Annotated in this window: 14 protein-coding genes and 1 tRNA gene; 5 read left to right on the top strand and 10 right to left on the bottom strand. The window is 52.8% G+C overall.

The window, feature by feature from the left end; all coding sequences use genetic code 11:
• Window positions 1-13 precede the first annotated feature (13 nt).
• The 5 genes from secF to queA all read right to left on the bottom strand — a co-directional run bounded on the left by secF (window position 14) and on the right by queA (window position 5,685).
• Complete coding sequence (gene secF / locus FRD01_RS02310) at window positions 14-1,171, bottom strand: protein translocase subunit SecF (protein ID WP_146957266.1); 1,158 nt, start codon at window positions 1,169-1,171, stop codon at window positions 14-16.
• Between the two features lie 19 nt (window positions 1,172-1,190).
• A complete protein-coding gene (gene secD / locus FRD01_RS02305) occupies window positions 1,191-2,975 on the bottom strand; it encodes a protein translocase subunit SecD (RefSeq protein WP_146957264.1) in 1,785 nt (594 codons plus the stop codon).
• Between the two features lie 22 nt (window positions 2,976-2,997).
• Window positions 2,998-3,333 carry a preprotein translocase subunit YajC gene (gene yajC, locus FRD01_RS02300; RefSeq protein ID WP_249755936.1) on the bottom strand — a complete coding sequence of 112 codons (336 nt, stop codon included), beginning with the start codon at window positions 3,331-3,333 and terminating at the stop codon, window positions 2,998-3,000.
• 101 nt (window positions 3,334-3,434) lie between these two features.
• On the bottom strand, window positions 3,435-4,574 hold the full coding sequence (gene tgt / locus FRD01_RS02295) for a tRNA guanosine(34) transglycosylase Tgt (protein WP_146957262.1): 1,140 nt from the start codon (window positions 4,572-4,574) through the stop codon (window positions 3,435-3,437).
• A 25-nt stretch (window positions 4,575-4,599) separates the two neighbouring features.
• Window positions 4,600-5,685, bottom strand: a complete 1,086-nt coding sequence (queA, locus tag FRD01_RS02290; protein WP_146957260.1) for a tRNA preQ1(34) S-adenosylmethionine ribosyltransferase-isomerase QueA — start codon at window positions 5,683-5,685, stop codon at window positions 4,600-4,602.
• 131 nt (window positions 5,686-5,816) lie between these two features.
• Here queA and FRD01_RS02285 point away from each other — a divergent pair, with 131 nt between their 5' ends.
• Window positions 5,817-6,542, top strand: coding sequence for a tetratricopeptide repeat protein (locus FRD01_RS02285; RefSeq protein ID WP_146957258.1), 726 nt, complete (start codon window positions 5,817-5,819; stop codon window positions 6,540-6,542).
• Here FRD01_RS02285 and FRD01_RS02280 read toward each other — a convergent pair.
• Both FRD01_RS02280 and FRD01_RS02275 read right to left on the bottom strand, forming a co-directional pair.
• A complete protein-coding gene (locus FRD01_RS02280; protein WP_146957256.1) occupies window positions 6,539-8,410 on the bottom strand; it encodes a hypothetical protein in 1,872 nt (623 codons plus the stop codon). The genes FRD01_RS02285 and FRD01_RS02280 overlap by 4 nt on opposite strands.
• 54 nt (window positions 8,411-8,464) lie before the next feature.
• Window positions 8,465-9,169 (bottom strand): AMIN domain-containing protein, encoded by a 705-nt coding sequence (locus FRD01_RS02275; RefSeq protein WP_146957255.1) that lies wholly within the window; start codon window positions 9,167-9,169, stop codon window positions 8,465-8,467.
• A gap of 179 nt (window positions 9,170-9,348) precedes the next feature.
• On the opposite strand from FRD01_RS02275, the gene FRD01_RS02270 reads away from it, so the two are divergent.
• Both FRD01_RS02270 and FRD01_RS02265 read left to right on the top strand, forming a co-directional pair.
• Entirely contained in the window at window positions 9,349-9,639 is a 291-nt protein-coding gene (locus FRD01_RS02270) for a polyhydroxyalkanoic acid system family protein (protein ID WP_146957253.1), read from the top strand.
• 10 nt (window positions 9,640-9,649) lie between these two features.
• On the top strand, window positions 9,650-11,515 hold the full coding sequence (locus FRD01_RS02265) for a HEAT repeat domain-containing protein (protein ID WP_146957251.1): 1,866 nt from the start codon (window positions 9,650-9,652) through the stop codon (window positions 11,513-11,515).
• Window positions 11,516-11,530: 15 nt separating this feature from the next.
• Here the strand turns inward: FRD01_RS02265 and FRD01_RS02260 are convergent, their stop codons facing one another.
• Window positions 11,531-12,610 carry a peptidase associated/transthyretin-like domain-containing protein gene (locus FRD01_RS02260; RefSeq protein WP_146957250.1) on the bottom strand — a complete coding sequence of 360 codons (1,080 nt, stop codon included), beginning with the start codon at window positions 12,608-12,610 and terminating at the stop codon, window positions 11,531-11,533.
• A 118-nt stretch (window positions 12,611-12,728) separates the two neighbouring features.
• On the opposite strand from FRD01_RS02260, the gene abc-f reads away from it, so the two are divergent.
• Window positions 12,729-14,672, top strand: coding sequence for a ribosomal protection-like ABC-F family protein (abc-f, locus tag FRD01_RS02255; RefSeq protein WP_146957248.1), 1,944 nt, complete (start codon window positions 12,729-12,731; stop codon window positions 14,670-14,672).
• On the opposite strand, the gene FRD01_RS02250 is transcribed toward abc-f, so the two are convergent.
• Both FRD01_RS02250 and FRD01_RS02245 read right to left on the bottom strand, forming a co-directional pair.
• Window positions 14,663-15,979 carry a penicillin-binding transpeptidase domain-containing protein gene (locus FRD01_RS02250; protein ID WP_249755935.1) on the bottom strand — a complete coding sequence of 439 codons (1,317 nt, stop codon included), beginning with the start codon at window positions 15,977-15,979 and terminating at the stop codon, window positions 14,663-14,665. The genes abc-f and FRD01_RS02250 overlap by 10 nt on opposite strands.
• 119 nt (window positions 15,980-16,098) lie before the next feature.
• Window positions 16,099-16,173: transfer RNA gene (locus FRD01_RS02245), tRNA-Met, on the bottom strand.
• A gap of 233 nt (window positions 16,174-16,406) precedes the next feature.
• Between FRD01_RS02245 and FRD01_RS02240 the strand changes: the two genes are divergently transcribed.
• Window positions 16,407-17,117, top strand: coding sequence for a J domain-containing protein (locus tag FRD01_RS02240; protein ID WP_249755934.1), 711 nt, complete (start codon window positions 16,407-16,409; stop codon window positions 17,115-17,117).
• Window positions 17,118-17,132 lie beyond the last annotated feature (15 nt).

Genomic DNA, 17,132 nt, shown 5'->3' with positions numbered 1-17,132 from the left:
GACTGACCCGATGTTACGCAACTGACTCGGTACGTGCCTTAAGCTCTCGGCGAGTTGCAAGATAGCGGTGCATGAACAACATCGCTGGAGAAGCAACAAAAACCGAGCTGTAGGTACCCACAATGATGCCAACGATAAGTGCGAAGGCGAAGTCCTTAATCAGACCCGCACCGAACACGAAGATGGCTCCAACAGCGACCAGTGTGGTCAAGCTCGTCATAATGGTACGGCTTAGCGTGTCGCTGATCGCCTGATTGATGGTGTATTCGATTTCATTCTCGCCTCGGTCAGCCAAAGCCTCACGAATTCGGTCGAAAACCACGATCGTATCGTTGAGTGAATAACCCACCACGGTAAGAAGGGCCGCAATCGTTGGCAGCGTGATTTCCATTTGGATCAATGAGAACACACCCACCGAAATCGCAACGTCGTGTGCGAGTGCCAAAACCGCGCCGGGTGCGTACCTCAAGTCGAATCTGAATGCGATATAGGCGAGGATAAGAAAGAGAGCCACGACGAGCGAGAGCACGCCCGAATCCCGGAGCTGCTTACCTACGCGTGGACCAACGGTCTCCAAACGCTCGATACCGCCGACTGGATTGAATGTATCCGGAAGAGCCTTCGCAAAACCTTCGGTCACCTTAGATTGGAGGTCTTCGAATCGAACGATCTGGCGCTTCTCAGCACCGGTTGTATCGATTTCGACCTCAACAGGGCCTACGAGGGGTGCAAGCGCGGCTGAGATGGCTTCGTTAGAAACTTCGCCATCAAAGGTCAGGTCCATTCTTTCAGGGTTCTCGTCGCTCCACACCAAGTTCTTGAGCGTTCCAACCTTCGCGAGCTCTGGGCGAAGGCTTTCGATCTTCGCCTGGTCTACGATGGCGATTGCGGAGGTCTGAACCAAAAACTGGGTTCCGGAGCTTCCGAACTCCTGAACGTTCGCGTCTGGGAAACCAGCTTCAGCAGCCGCAGCGCGAACAGTGTCGGAGTCCAACGGCTTCTCGAACTTCAAGATCATGTCCGTTCCGCCCTTGAAGTCGATCCCGTAGTTCAGGCCCATAAAGGCAACAATCGCTACGGACGCAAGCACGACAAGCAAGGAAACCGAGCCGGCCGCCTTGGCCTTCGATAAGAAATCGAAGAAGAATCCATCAGGTATAATTTTCAACATATCGAATTCCTTTCCTCGATCAGATACTGATTACGTCGGAGGTCGACGCTGGGGTCTTGGTGTCAAACATCAAGCGAGTGAAGAACACCGCCGTAAAGATCGTGGAGACGATACCAATCAGAAGTGTAACGGCGAATCCGCGAATCGGGCCCGTACCGTATTGGAGAAGCACAAGGCCAGCGATACCCGTCGTGACGTTGGCATCGACAACCGCTGACAACGCTTTTTCGAATCCAAGTGAGACTGACTCTCTAGAACCTCTTCCAGCTCCAAGTTCCTCGCGAACACGCTCGTAGATAATAACGTTGGCATCAACGGCCATACCGATGGTGAGAATGATACCAGCGATTCCGGGAAGCGTGAGCGTCGCTCCGATAGCCGCCAAAGCAGCCATGATCAAGAGCATGTTAAACGTCAGGGCGATACACGAGTAGAAGCCTGCAGCCTTGTAGTAAATCAGCATAAGCAAAATAACTAAAATCATGCCGATCATGAAAGCGCGCACACTTCGATCGATGGAATCCTGACCCAACGACGGACCGACAACGGTCTCAAATTGCTTTTCGATCGGAGCGGGTAGGGCGCCGTGACGAAGCACGATCACAAGGTCCTCAGCTTCTGCGAGAAGCTCTGCCTGCGACTGCATGGAGCCGAACGAAATCTGAGCCCTTCCGCCTCGAATGGGTTCGTTGAACACTGGGGCGCTCTTAACGATATCGTCGAGCATGATGGCCATACGCTTTCCGACGTTATTTGCACTAAGGTCGCCGAAGAGTTCAGCGCCCGTGCTGTCGAAGTTAAGCGCGGTGTAAGGCTTGTTGAACTGCTGGTCGATCGCAGTACGTGCTTCCTGAATCGAATCACCCGTGAGCTCAACCTTTTTGAACACGTAATAGGTCTTCCAGTAGGAACGCTCCTCATCCAAGTTGGTCTTTTCAACGTCCTTGTAAATGGGGTTGTGCTCGTATCCTATGATGTGCGTATCAGGGACTTTCCCTTCAAAGAATGCCTTCAACGCCTCTTTGTCTTTGTGCGTTACAGAGCGGAATCCCCCGTCGATGATACGAAGTTGGAATCCTTGCGGAAGTCTTCCCGAGAAGCTCTCGAAGAACCCGTTGGTCCCGGCATCATCCACCATTCTGAACTGCAACTGAGCCGTCTGGCCGATAAGTCGGCGTGCACGGTCAACGTCGGTTTCTTTCAGACCAGGCAACTGAACCACGATATCTGAGGTTCCTTGTCGCGTAATGCTGGGCTCAGCCACACCGAGCGCATCGACACGCTGGCGGATGGTTTCAACAGCCTGCTGGACCGCAAAATCCTTGGTCTCGGTGATGTACTCTTCGTCCACGACGAGGTGCACAGTGCTGCCGGCCATGTCCACTTTTTTGTAGGACTGGAAGAACTCCATGAATTCTTCATCGAGCGCTGCCTTGCCGGATTCGTCGGCGAACGCAAGCACGAGGTAGTCCGAGTCGTCAGGATGTGTCACGGTGACATCGAGGCCGTCATTTCGGTCCTTTAGACGAGTCTCAACGTCGCGTGCAGTGCGGTCGAGCTTGTCCTGCACCGCTCGGTCAACCAGAACGTGATACTGCAGAAGCAAGCCCCCCTGAAGGTCCAAGCCCAACGTGAGTGGGGCGAGGTCGTACTTCATGACAAGTGAAGCAAGGGGCCCCTGGTCGGCTGGAAACTCTCCATCGAGCTTGCCATCCATGGCGTCGAATACGGTAGGGACCAATCCGTAAGCCGCCCCGATTAGGGCGATGACTACGACGATCCATCTCAACTTTAACGAACTCATGTGTTATTTCGCTCCGCCATTCTTATTTCTTCTCTTCGGATTCGCCTTCGATTTCGGCGAATCCTTCGATATTTGCGCGTCTCATCTTCATCTTTACGCCTTTTGCGATTTCAAGCGTGACCCGCTTTTCGTCGATTGACGTAATCTTGCCGTATACACCGGCGTCGGTGACGACCTCGTCTCCAACTTTCAATGACTTCAAGAGCTCTTGATGCTTCGCCTGAGCTTTTGCCTGGGGGCGCCAAATCAATAGCCAGAACACTCCCATGACCAAAATCAAGGGGATCAGCATCTGCCCGATTCCTGGGGCTGCCGGGGCCGATTGTGCAATCAACACGAGGCTAGATAGTCCGGTCATGTAGTCATACTCCGATACGAACAAAAAGTAGCGGTTTGGAAGGCTTACATCACCTCACAGACCGCAAAGTCGAAAGCGTTTATCAGCGTTCCCTGATGAGGTCAAGGCCGGCAAGGGGCCTCGCGCCCCTGTCTTGCGTAGTAAGCCGTTCTGAATTCATCGAGCTCGCCCGCTTCAATGGCGCCTCGAAGCCCGCTCATCAAGTTCAGGTAGTAGTGAAGATTATGCCAAGTGCAGAGTCGGGCCGCCAAGATCTCTTTTGCTCGGTAAAGATGGCGCACGTAAGAACGCGTGTACGTCTTGCATACATAACACGAGCAGTTTGGGTCGATAGGTGAAAGGTCTTTGGCGTACTCGGCGTTTCGAACGACGACCGGCCCCTCGCTCGTCAAACACTGGCCATTTCGCGCGTTTCGAGTGGGTAAAACACAATCGAACATATCAATTCCGCGGGTCACGCACTCGACCAGGTCGTCGGGTTTTCCGACGCCCATCAAGTAGCGCGGACGATCGCCTGGCATCTTCGGAGCCGTAAACGCCACCGTGTCGTACATCGCCTCGATATCCTCGCCTACACTCAAGCCGCCGATAGCCAGGCCTTCAAAGTCCATCACCGCGATTTCTTCAAGGTGCCGTGCGCGCCATGTCTCGCTAGTTCCACCCTGAATGATGCCAAACATCGAACAATCTTCACGGGTCCGGGCGTCCAAACACTCTTTTTCCCATCGCGTTGTCCGCGCGAGACTCTTTGCAAGGTAGTCGTCCGTGGCTCCTGCGGGTGGACACTCATCGAAAGCCATCATGATATCACTGCCGAGTGTCTCTTGAATCTCCACAACCTTTTGAGGGGTAAAGAGGTGCTTCGAGCCCGAAATATGGTCTCGAAACTCCACCCCATCCTCTCGAATCTTGCGAAGTTCCTTCAAAGAAAACACCTGATAGCCGCCAGAATCAGTGAGGATCGGGTGATTCCAATTCATGAATCGGTGGAGACCGCCATGGGCTTCGATGACCTCAAGTCCTGGCCTCAAATAGAGGTGGTAGGTGTTCCCGAGAATGATCTGAGCTCCGACGTCGCCATGAAGCTCTTCGGGGGTCATCGCTTTGACTGTTCCCTGCGTACCCACGGGCATAAAAATAGGTGTCTTTACCTCGCCGTGTGGAAGCTTGAGCACACCGGTTCTTGCGTCCCCATCGGTAGCCTGCACCTCAAACGAAAATTCTGAACAACGGACACTCATAAACGGATTCCAAAATCTGGCGAAGCTAGAGGATGAGCATCGCGTCTCCATAGGAATAGAAACGGTATCGCTCGGCAATTGCAATCCTGTAGGCCTCTTGCATCGTTTCGACGCCCGTGAAGGACGCCACGAGTGCGAGTAAAGTCGATTGCGGCAGGTGAAAATTGGTAATCAAATGGTCGACGTAGTGCGGCGGATTTCCAGGCCTTAAAAAGAGAGCCGTTTTTCGGGTTCCTGGTTCGAAAGGCGAGGGCAGTCTGGCTTCGGATTCGAGGACGCGCGTCGTTGTTGTGCCTACCGCGAAGACACGCCGCTGCGTAGCTTTCGCCTCACTCAATGTCTTCGACGCCTCTTCATTCAACGTGTACCGCTCGTAATGCATGACGTGTTCGCTGAGTTTCGACGCGCTCACGGGGCGAAAGGTCCCTGGTCCAACATCAAGAGTGACGTGAACGAGCTCGACGCCTTTCGATATCAATTCTTGGAGCAGCGCTTGGTCAAAGTGTAGGCCGGCTGTCGGAGCCGCCACCGAACCAGGTTTTTCGGCGTACACAGTCTGGTATCGCTCGTCGTCATTCAGTTCACTCGGCGGGGCGTCTTGCCGCTTTTTTACGATATAGGGGGGCAAGGGCAGGGTGCCGTGTGACTCCAACGCATGCAGGAGGCCAAGTTCGAAGGAGCCGCGAAGCCTCAACAGGCCTTCGTGATCTCCAGTTACCTCTACAACCCCGAAGTCAAACTCAAGAATTTGCCCAATCTGTGGACGTTTACTGGCCTTGCACATGGCCAGAAACTCTCGTTCCCCGGCCGAAGTCCAGACGTCTTCGCCGCTTGTTCCGAGCGCTTCCACCACTAAGAGTTCAACTCGGCCACCGCTAGGTTTTTTCCCAAACACTCGTGCGGGAATGACGCGAGAATTATTCGCGACTAGAAGGTCGCCCGGCTCAAAGAAGTCAGCGATTTCCCGAAACTTTTGGTGCCCGAAGGACCCGGAGTTCCGGTCCACGACCAAGAGTCTTGATTTCGGGCGTTCTGGTAAAGGAAAAGCCGCAATCAACTCGTCGGGGAGTTCAAAATGATAGTGGCTGATATCGTCGAATTCGTCTTGCATGCACGTATACGAAGTTAGAGCGGCGCACGTGCTACCATACCGTTCAAAATTGTGCAGTGGAAAGACGCATCGAATTGGCTGATGGTACGCCTCGTGCTATCATCCGCCGACCCGATACCGCGAAACCGCTTATGTCAAATGAATCACCGGAAAAAAGCCAGCGCATTGACCGCATCAGGGCCATTGTGAATGAGGATTACGAGCGCGTGACCTCCACAGACGATCCCTACGTGATTCTGAATTTGCCTGGCAATGCCACTTGGGAAGAGGCGACCGCGCGATATGAGCGTTACGAAAGGTTTTATCGGGCTGAGAATTTTCAAAGACTCGGCGACGTTGACTTAACTCGAAAGGCTCTCGATATCCGAAGGGTTGTCGGCCGAGCTATCATCGATATTCAAGGGGTTATGGAGTCCAACTCGGTGGACTCAGAGGCTATGGACGGTGTCTCAAATACTGGCGTTTTGGCACTCGACCCGAACGCTTCTGCACTGGCGGATATTTATTTTCGAGACGGCCTTACGTTCTTGAAGCTCGGTGATTTGGACAATGCGCTTGAGTGTTTTAGGACAGGCAGCGATTACGATCCCACGCGTGGTTCTATCCTCGCGTACCGTGCGTACACCGCCTATCGAAAGACCCCTCTTGACCCGACCGTTGCGGAAGAGTCGAGGAAGAATCTCTATCAAGCTACGCGAATGGATCCTGCGAATGCAGACATCTGGGTTCTGGTCGCTCGTTACCATATCAAGCAGAAAGACGGTGACGAAGCGGAATCTGCCATTGCGAAGGTCAGGACCTTGGATCCCAAACATCCGAAACTCGGGAAATTGCTACGGAACGCGACTAGTTTCTAGGGCACGGAATCAAAGCCCACCGAAACCACCATTTCTTCGTCCGTCGTTCGGACACCAGTCACCCCTACCGCATATCCGGCCCTGTCAAAGACCCAGCGTGCTCGTGCAAGCACACCGAGCGTTGAATCGGTATCGGTAAGCCCCGCAGTACCGATTCGAATTTGGTGGAATCTGTACTCAAGATTCCAGCCGCCAAAGAGACCAAGGTTGTCGCCATCTGTGTGATGTGCGCGCCAGAGGTTGAGCGTGGTGAGGCCGCTGACGTCCAGCCAACTCTCGTTCGTGTCTTGGAGCCAGAGGTGAGCACGGAGCTTTGAGAGTTGTGCTGATGAATCCGCGCGCCAGTTAATATCCTGGCAAGGAGATGGACATCGGAAGTCGGCTCCGAGTTCAACATTGCCCAGTTCGACTCGAAGACCCGTGTGCAATCCCCATCGGGAAGCCTCAGCATCTCCGTCGAGATACATTCCAATAGGAACTCTCAATCCAAACTCTCTTGACTCAAGCTCTTGCTCTAGGCCTGCCCACCCAAAATGGAGGCCGGGGCGCCTTGTGAACTCGAAGGGTGCTGCGTCTTGGTTCAGAAGACCTCGTTGAGAAAATCCGTAAACTTCATACGAAATCTGGCCCTTTGGACGCAGGATGTGGGTGAAGTTTGAGAATCGACCTTCGATATTTATTTCACCCTTTAGTTCAGGAAGAAGCGACGCTGAGGTCGAGCCCTCAAAGCCAACTTCGGTCGGAACCACGCCGAAATTCCCAAGGAGATTTAGACCAGGCTCCAACGCAAGTGCACGTCGGCCAAAGCGGTGCGTGAGCCCAACGCCGGCGTTGATGGAGTGTACCCAAGACGAGTCAAAGAGCTTTCCGAGATACAAGAGCTGCGTCTTGGACCTCACAAGCGGCCCCTCAGAGGCAGCCTCGAAGAGTAGTCCAAGGCCTCCCGGTCTTTGATAATCGGAGCTCTCTCCAAAGAGCGTGAAGCTGTGATTTGTGCCACGAAGCGAGAGGCCGAAGCTTGAGCCGCGTGAAAGATCTAGGCGTTTGGCTTCACCAAGCCTCAATCTCAACACATCGTCTGAGCCCTCAAAGGCGGTAAACCCCAGGCGATGAGCAGAGTCCGCAGCAATTCCCAATTCTCCGACGGCCGAGATCAAGGGTTCCTGACCCCAAAGCGCTTGCACCGATATCCAATCGGTCTCTTGAGCTGATTCTGCCTGAGAAAGCACGACACCCGCACCAAACCATTCGTTGGACCCGTAGGTACCCAATCCGACACCCAGACTTTCTCGTGGGAATTCAAAACGAAAGAGCATCGCGGCCGCGCTGGCTTCATGAATTGTCAGGTCAGTGGCGTATCGGGGGGGGAGCAGGCCAAGGCTTCCATCACCGGAAACGGGCAGTCCATTGACCTTGAGTCCTTCGGCTTGTGCTTGAAGTCGCTCGGCTCGAATTCCCACGCTTTCAACGCCGGTCCAAGAACAGGTGGTGGAGTCGAATTGGTCTCCATGAAACGCGCCGACACCTACATTCTCTGCTCGGAACTCAGTTGGGGTTCCGGTTAGTCGAGCAATTCTAGTGCTTTGACCGCTGGTTTTTAGTTCCATTCCCGCCATGGACCATGTCCCGGCCGACCACTCCCATTCATCGATGACGAAATCGTCTGAACGAAGACCTTGGCAGCGAATTCCCGTATCAAATGCGCATGTCTCGGCGCTCAGTGTTTGATTCGCCAACCTCAAGGCTAGCGCCTCAGGCGTCCAAAACGCTGTGCTCACCGATTCCTTCAACGATTCACAAGGAATGGTGGTCTCCGCATACGCAAGTGCGGGCAGCATTAGGATGGCTATGAGAAGTGAATAACGCATAAAAAAAGCACGATGAGGGGGCATCGTGCTTTAAGTAACGGCTGAAAGAAAGGCTTATTCGTCGAGCGCCTGTTTGGCCGGCTCAGCTTTCGCGTTTTTTGGTCCGGCGAACTCAAGGTAAACAAAACGGTCCGTCGTATTGATCTGAGGACGTTCAGCATCTTTGAGGGTGATCCGAACTTCAACATCCTTTCCTTTCTTCTTTGATTCGATGCGCGTCACATTGCGATCAAAGAACGAGGTATCCACGAAGCGGCTGTTATTCTTTGCTGCGAACTTCGTGTTGAAGAAGGTCAAGACGACTTCGTTACCCACGTACTCAGCGTTATAGTTAGCCTCGGTCGCGGTTTGGAAAAAGACTCGGGTTGAAGTGTCTCGAGGCTGAAATCCAACCCAGAGAAGGTGATTCGACGACGTTGAAGTGGCTTTCTTATCAAGATGTTCAACGGAGTCGCGTGTACCGGGAATCACGCCTCGGTACATTTCTTCAGGTTTCAGATTAAGCGTAGACGCAGGTACGTTGGCATTCTGAGCGCCACCGTACATCTGAACAACGCTGGTTCCCGTGGGTTGGCCTTCGCCCTCAGCCTTTTCTCCGCCTTCGGTTTGAACAACCGGAGCAGCCTGTGGTGGTGCGCTCTTGACCGCAGGGCCTCCCGGGATATTCAACGCACCTGAGGTGCCGTATTGGCTCTCAGCGCTGCCGGTATAATCTCGAATCTTCTGAGCAAAGACCGGCGTCGATACCAACGAAGTCACTAAAATAACGGGAATTATTAGCGATTTATTGAACATATTCACTTTGCCTGCGATAGGTTTGGTTTCAACCTTAACACTGTCTAAGTTTATTCGGCAAGTTTTCCCTCGGACTTGCAACACGACTTTCTGATTGTTAGTTTCCGCCCGTCAATTTGGCATATTAATGTATTGGAGAAAACATGCCTGATATTTCCGTTCACCGTTCTCATGAGTTAGGCCTCGCTGACGCAAAGTCTAAGGTCGACGATATAATCGCTGATATTCAGAAGGATTTTGGCGATCTGGTTAACAATGTCGCTTGGAATTCTGACGGCACAGTCGCCGATGTCACAGGCAAGGCATTCAAAGGTAAATTCTCTCTAGGAGAGGATAAAGTGGGAATCGATGTGGACCTGGCGTTCTTTGCGAAACCACTCAAAAAGAAGATTCAATCTCAAATCGAAGAGCGCATGACCCGATATTTTGGGTAAGGAAATCTAAATGAATACAAGACTAGCTACATGTATCCTGGTTGGTGCGCTCCTCGTCCCTGCGATTGCTCCCGCTAAAATCTCGAAACAACTAAAAGAAGAGGTTGCGACGCACGTGCAGAAGATGGCCGAGGAAACCGACGACTCGACGGTCGAGGCCCTTCTTTTGGTGCGTGCGATGAGCGATCCGAAGGAATCCAAAGAGGCCCTGGTCGCAGGGCAGGGGTCCGAGATAAAGCGTATTAAGATTGCCGCGAACATCGGACTCTACCTCAGTGGTGACAAGAAGGCGCTCGGGACCCTGACTCAGGAGTTGATGAGCGACGCGAGACTCCTCGAGACTCTTGATGAATTGGTCGCAGCATTGCCTTCGAAGACTCAGACCAACATTTTGGAAGACTTATGGAAGGCCGCAACGCCGGACATCAAGCCAACTATCCTTCGATTCGCAGTTAACACGAATGGGGCACCCTCAAAGTTCGCCGAAGAAATCCTGAAGGGAAAGTCGGCACCCGACCGCAAACTCGCCGTCGCAGCCTACGTTGCAAAGCCTACCAAGACGTCAGTGAACACGATCTCGACCTTAACCAAGTCCAAGGACGAAGCGGCGCGTCTCGACGCCTATCAGGGGCTTGTGGCCCTTAGCAGGCACCCAGAGCTTGAGCCCTCTACACGCGAATTTCTGCTCGCTGGTCTCAAAGATCAAAACGCGCAGATTAAGACCCAGACGACCCGTCGGGTTCTCGAGCTCAAACTTCCTGAAGGAGTTTCCGCGGCCTTTGCGTTGATGAAAACTCTTGAAGAACCCGCCGCGCGAATCGAGTGGATGAACGCGATACTTCAGACCGGTCTTCGGACCAAACTTGAGGATGCAAATACCTATCTGAAGGCTGAAGACGCCGAGGAAAAAGCGCTTGGTCATGAACTGGCCGCTGCTTCTCGGGATCCAGAATTCGTTAAAGAACTCCTGAAAATGGAGTCGAGCACCGAGTTTGAGCCTAGAAAGCTGGCGCTCAGGTCTCTTGGCCGAACGAATAGCCCAGAAGCGCTTAAGGTCTATCAACGCACCATTTTCGAAGCGCTCGACGAGGTTCGAGAGGCTACTGTCGAAGGCTTGAGTCAATTGGGCATGGTCGGCGGGCTCGATGTCCTCGAGAAGGCGTTGCGCAACGAGCGAAACCCAGAGATCAAACTGGCGGTGATTGAAGCGATCGGACACATCAAAGACCCAAAGAGTGTGCAAGCGCTTCGATTCTTGGTCACGGATTCCAATCCGAAGATCAAGTTAGCTGCCTTGAAGGGAATCAGGAATATCGGGCTCAAGGAAGGTGGAGCGGCGCTCGATGTGCTACTTCGAGACCGAAATGTTGAGATTCAGTGGTTGGCCTATTTGACCGCACTTGAATTGGCACCCGAGAAGGCCGAGAAGGCGCAGGAACAAGCTTTTCGCAATCCTCCTGCCACGTATATGGACGATATCCGTGCACTGAAGACTCCGATTCGAAACAAGCTAATTGGCCATCTCCTCGCCAAGACGACTGGATCCGCACAAAGTGACGCGATCCGATGGGCGATCAACTTTGGTGGTTTCGACAAGGAATTGCGCGACATCGCGCTTGATAGCACGGGAGCCACAGGAGACAGGAAGGCCATCTTCTTCTACTTCCAAGGCAGCTCAGACCGCGCGAACGAAATTGTGTTGGAGAAGGTTGTACGGGCCAATGCTGGGCCAAAGCAATTAGTCCAATCCACTGCCTGGCTCCTCGCGAGGAATCAAGACAAGGACATGGAACCGACCTTTAGAGGGTTCCTCGCGGCCTCAAATCCCACCGTCAAAGCGATTGCACTCTACGGAATCAATGCCATTCATTATTGATTCGCAAGGTTAGAGCTAGAACTTGATTCCCATTCCGGCCTGGAAGCCGTCTTTACTAGGACTAACTTGGAAAGAGACGGTCTCCTCGCCGGAGTAGGAGTATGAGCGGTAGAGCAGGTATCCACCTACGGCCAGCGCCGCACCTCCCACAGAAAATCCGACAAGCTGAAGTGTTTTTGCTGTTCCACCATCATCGGCAAGAGTTCGCGCTCTAGACGCGGCCTCAGGGCCTGAGAGCGACGCGTCTGCACCTTCACACACGTTTCCGGGCTCAGCGCAAAGGGCTGCAAAATCGTCGTCAATGCTTCCCACTTGAAGGGTTTGAAAGATTCCAAACCCAATTCCCGCAGCTCCCACACCGACGAGAATCCAGCCTGGCACTGCTGAAGGAGCACCTGAAATACTGCCTGGGTCCGCCACGCCACCGAGATCGAACGAAACGACTCCCGTTTCACCGCGGCGCAAGATGACGGTCTCTGACTTCTCTACGCCGGACGAATCGCGAACCATCACGACATGTTCACCGAGCGGAAGATTTTCAAGGATGGTGGGGGCACGACCAACTTTATCGCCGTTCAGGAAAAGCTCTGGTGAGCCTCCCTGAACCGCCACTTCAAGGACTCCGACGGGGCCGTAAAGGAAATTCTCGATGACTGCTGGCACAGCGTCGATGATCTGGCCTGCTGTGCCTTTGACGCTCATATCTGAGACTTCACGAACAAAGCGTTGTTCGGCAAAATCGAATTGGCGGACGGTAAACAAGACCACATCGTCAGACTGTTGAACCTGGCCAAAGACCATTTGGTTTCCAGGAACCATTGCGCTCAGTCCACTCAAGCACTCTACGTTTGGAGATTCACACCCCATCGCGAGCATGAGGTCTTGAAGAGTGAGCTCGCCCGAGGATGAAACCTTCATGTCCGGGTGGTCTTCGATCCCGGCGACCAAACCATTGTAGAAAGCTGCTGAGATCGATTGGTCAACGTTGAATTCTTCAAACTTCAGGACCACCACTGAGGTGTCCTGCGCCGACACCTGATGCGAAAAGCAAAGCAGTGTGAGCATGAGTGTTGCCAGAAATAGACGCAATTTCATCAGAATCTCCAAGTGATTTGAACCTCCCCATTATTGGCGGGTTCCGCTCTCAAAACAAGTCTGGATTCTCTAAGCAGACGCGATTACAAGGAGGCCGCGAAAATAGCGGAGATTGAAGATGCTCTTAGTGGAAGGCCTTTCGAAGTTTTATGGGGCGCGAGCAATACTTGATGAGGTTAGCTGGCAGTTAGCGCCAGGGGTCGTCGTGGGCTTGATTGGCCCCAACGGGGCCGGCAAAACCACCTTGATGAGAATCCTTGCGGGCGAAGAAGAAGCCGATAGCGGAAAGATTGTTACGCCTAAGGGCTTTCAAATTGGCTTTCTTCCGCAGGAGATTGCGCTCTCGGAGCGCTCCGGAACGTTGATGGATACGATCCTTAAGGGGCGAAGCGATTTGCTTGAGCTTGAGAATAGAGTTCAAGAGCTCTCCCGGAAGCTCGCTGATGATCCGACGCAACTCACTGAATACGACAAGGTCCAGGAGGAATTTCGTTCGAAGGGTGGATGGGAGTTTAGGAGTACAGCTCGAGAAATTGCGTCAGGTATGGGATTTACGTCAGACCAGTTTGACCTTCCGATCACGTCGTTCTCGGGAGGTTGGCAGATGCGAGCGCTCCTTGCGCGTCTGCTCTTCAGAAGCCCAGATTTGCTTCTCTTGGACGAGCCCACAAATCACCTGGACTTGGAGTCGATCGAGTGGCTCGAGCGCTTCCTTGGCCGGTATGAAGGCAGCGTCATCATCGTGAGCCACGACCGATTCTTTCTCAATCGAATGGTAAACCTCTGTGTGGAGCTCGAAGCTGGGAGTCTGAGCATTTATCACGGCAACTATGATTTTTACGAAGAACGTAAAGTTCAAATCCTCGAGGAACGCATCGCGAAAGCGGCGAGGCAGGAAAAGGATATAGCGCGAGTGGAAGCGTTCATTGAGCGGTTCCGATCGAAAGCGACCAAGGCCAAACAAGTTCAAAGCAGAGTTAAGGCTTTGGAAAAGGTCGAACGTATCGATGTTGGGCAACAACAACGTGCGGCGATTCGTTTCCGTTTTCCTCAACCACCAAGGCTTGGAAAGGTCGCCATTGCCGCGAGGGGAGTTCATAAGGCCTTCGGGTCAAACGTGGTCTATAGCGGCATCGATATAGACTTCTTTCGGGGCGAGAGGGTGGCTCTGGTGGGGCCAAACGGTGCCGGCAAGTCCACGATGCTGAAGGTTCTCGCAGGTGCTCTTCGCGCAGATGCTGGAAGCGTAGAGCTTGGTTCGAATGCCGAGACTGCCTATTTCGCGCAGCACGCACTCGAAGCCTTGAATCCGAGCAACACTGTATTAGTTGAGGCACAGAGCGCGGCGACCATGGAAACGGCCTCTCTGGTTCGCGATATGTTGGGCGCGTTCGGTTTCAGTGGAGACGACGTTGGAAAACAAATCTCGGTTTTGTCCGGGGGTGAGAAGAGTAGGGTGGCTCTTTGCAAACTCATGCTCAATCCCGCCGGGGTCCTACTCCTCGACGAACCCACGAACCATCTAGATATGGCGTCCAAAGAGGTTCTGGAGGATGCTCTGGTAGACTTTGAAGGCGTGGTGATTTTCGTTTCGCACGATCGACACTTCATCAACCAGGTCGCGACGCGAACCGTGCATTTGGAAAACGGAAAAGCCGACTCGTATGCCGGAAACTTTGACTATTATCGAGAAAAGCGGGCCGAAGAGGCAGAGGAGGGCGCGCAATCAAAAGCGACCAACTCGAGCCCCAAACAAAACATCAAGAGACTGCAAGCGGAACTGAGGCAAAAGAAGTCTCTCGAGCTCAAGACCCTGAAGCCTGAGCTCGAGTCCTGCGAATCTCTCATCGAGAAACTTGAAGGTAAAAAGTCTGAACTGCAGGGGCTCATGGCAGACCCCTCGCTTTACGATGACTCTAAACGGGCCCAAGAGGTTTCTCTCGAGTTTCGAAAGATCGAGGATGAGCTCGTGGGGCACTATGAGCGATGGGAGCTTTTGAGCGAAGAGATCGGTGAGATTGAGGCGCGCTATCAGATCGAAGAAGAGGCGCTTCAGCGCTGAGCGAGGCCCTTCTTGTTTGCTTCTGATTGGAAGTAGGCGAGCACGGCTTCGCTCGCAGCAAAGCCGCCTTTGATATGCCAAATTGGTGTGTTGGCGACCAATCCAGAGACTGCGATATCCTTCTTAGTGTGAGAATCGCTGGCGTAGCCCACAAACCAAGTAAATCCAAGATATGGGTTCTTATTGGAAAGCGTTCCGGTCTTTCCGGAGACCGTGATGTGGTCAGGAAAACCTCTACGATGCCTAAAGTACTTGCGTGCCGTCCCTTCGGTGGTGGTTTGAACCATCAATTCTCCAAGCTTTCGAGCGGTCTCGGGCCGCATCACACGCCTGTAAACCTTCGGCTCAAAAGCGAGCAATTCGGTACCATCGGCGGATTCGTATTTCTCGATGATAGACGGCCGCATCATCACACCATCATTCTTTAGGGCTCCCCCAATCATGGCGCCGTGTAGAGGGCTAAGGTAGGTGTGCCAGAAGCCAGCCGCTGACCGCGCACGCTCGAGAGGGTCTTCTACAAACTCCGCCGTACTGACCTCGACAGGAAGCTCAAACGGGATGGGTGAGTTGTATCCAAACCGCTCAGCCCACACCTCGAGATCTGCCTTCTTGAGGTGGTTATAGCTCAGTTTCGCGAAGATCGAGTTGATTGACCATGCCAGGGCAGGGCCTAGCGAGTTGCATTTGTGGTCTTTTCGCGGGTTGCCCTTGATATTTTCAGCGCTCAGGAAGCTTCGCCCGCCGTGGTAACACACCGAGGCGTTGGGATCGTGGCCAGCCTCGATCAGCGCGGCAGCGGTAATCACCTTGAAGACCGATGCGCTTGGAGCAGCTGATTTGATGGCGAAATCTTCGATGGGCGGATTGTGCTGAGTGTGACTGACGAACGCCTTGATTCTGCCCGTTTGTGGCTCCATCAACACAACACCACTATGAGGTACCTTCTTTTCAACTAGGAGTCGTTCGAGTCGCTCTTGCACCGACGGATCTACCGTAAACGTTACTTTCGAGCCGTCCGAAAGGACCTGAACCAACTTGCCATCCACGTTCTTAGCTTTGGTGATATCCAAGCCAGCTTCCGCCCAGTTTTCGGGAACACGAGCAATCTCAACGGGCTTGAATGCTAGAGCCGCATTCTGAATTGAGATTCCGACCTCCGAGCCCAGTTTAGAGGTGTGTTCAACATTAGCGGCGTGGCTCGCCTCGGAAACTGAAGACGAAACGATACTCGAAGGGGATTGCGCCACACTCACAGCAGTGGCGAGCGCGATTGCGCCAGAAATAAGTCCCGTTGATAGACGTTTCATCGACATAGAGTCACCTTCATACGTGTTTATCCTACATCCACTTCTAAAGGGGGTCGATCACTTGTCAAAAAATCTTTTGAAAAGAAAAGCCCCCTTGAGGATATCAAGGGGGCTTTTAGTAGCGGGAGAGGGACTTGAACCCTCGACCTCAGGGTTATGAATCCTGCGCTCTCACCAGGCTGAGCTACCCCGCCACACTGAGAGTCTGGCTCTCTCAGGGGCCGGAACACTACATAAGTGATGATGGCTTGTGAAGGGGAAAAATGAACTGAAATAAAAATTTCGTAGAACTTGGATCCACATCCAAATTTCAAAAAGTCGTGATTGCTCTAAACCCACGATTACACGTAAGATAGGGTGAATTTTGAAGGAAAGGGAACACACTATGGCTCAGGGTAACGAGCAAATCTTGGTGGAAATTGAGCAAATGTTGGAAAAGATAGAGGAAGGTAACCTCTATCAAGTCCTGGGTGTTGCACCTGATGCCGACCAACCGAATATCAATCTGGCATACCGGCAGCTCACCAAAAAGTGGCATATCGACCGTTTTAGTAATGTGGATTTGGGTGATGCTCGAGACAAAGTTCAAACCATCTTTGCCGCTATCAACGATGCTCACCGTGTTCTTTCAAACCCTCAAAAACGTGAGGAATACGACGCTGAAAACGACGACGGGCCCGATATTGGCGCGTTATTACAAGCTGAGTCGGCATTTCGACGTGGAAAGAACATGATGAAGACGGGTGCCCATAAGGGTGCCTTCGAATCGTTCAAAGAAGCCTGTGAGTTGGCGCCGGATGAGATTGAGTACCGTGCAAATCTTCTCTACACAGAGTTTCTCCTCACTGAGAAAAATGACCGCGGCGAAGTCGTTTCGAAAAAACGAGCTGGTGAGATTTTCCAGGAATTGGACGAAATCAGCCAAACGCTATCCGGTAAAGATTGGCTCCTAGGATTTATGGGCACGGTGGCACTTGGAATGGGTCAGGAGAAAAAGGCCGAATCTCTTTTACGTGAGGCTTCATTCATCAATGGCCAAAACCATGATGTGAAGCGACAGTTAAGGCTCATTGAAATGCGTAAGAATAAGAAGGAGAGCTTTACCGACCAGCTCAAGAAATTCTTCAAAATCAGTTAAAACCCAATAATTACG

Source organism: Microvenator marinus, assembly GCF_007993755.1.
GTDB classification, from domain to species: Bacteria; Myxococcota_A; Bradymonadia; order Bradymonadales; family Bradymonadaceae; genus Allomicrovenator; species Allomicrovenator marinus.
This window is presented reverse-complemented; position numbering and strand designations above follow the sequence as displayed.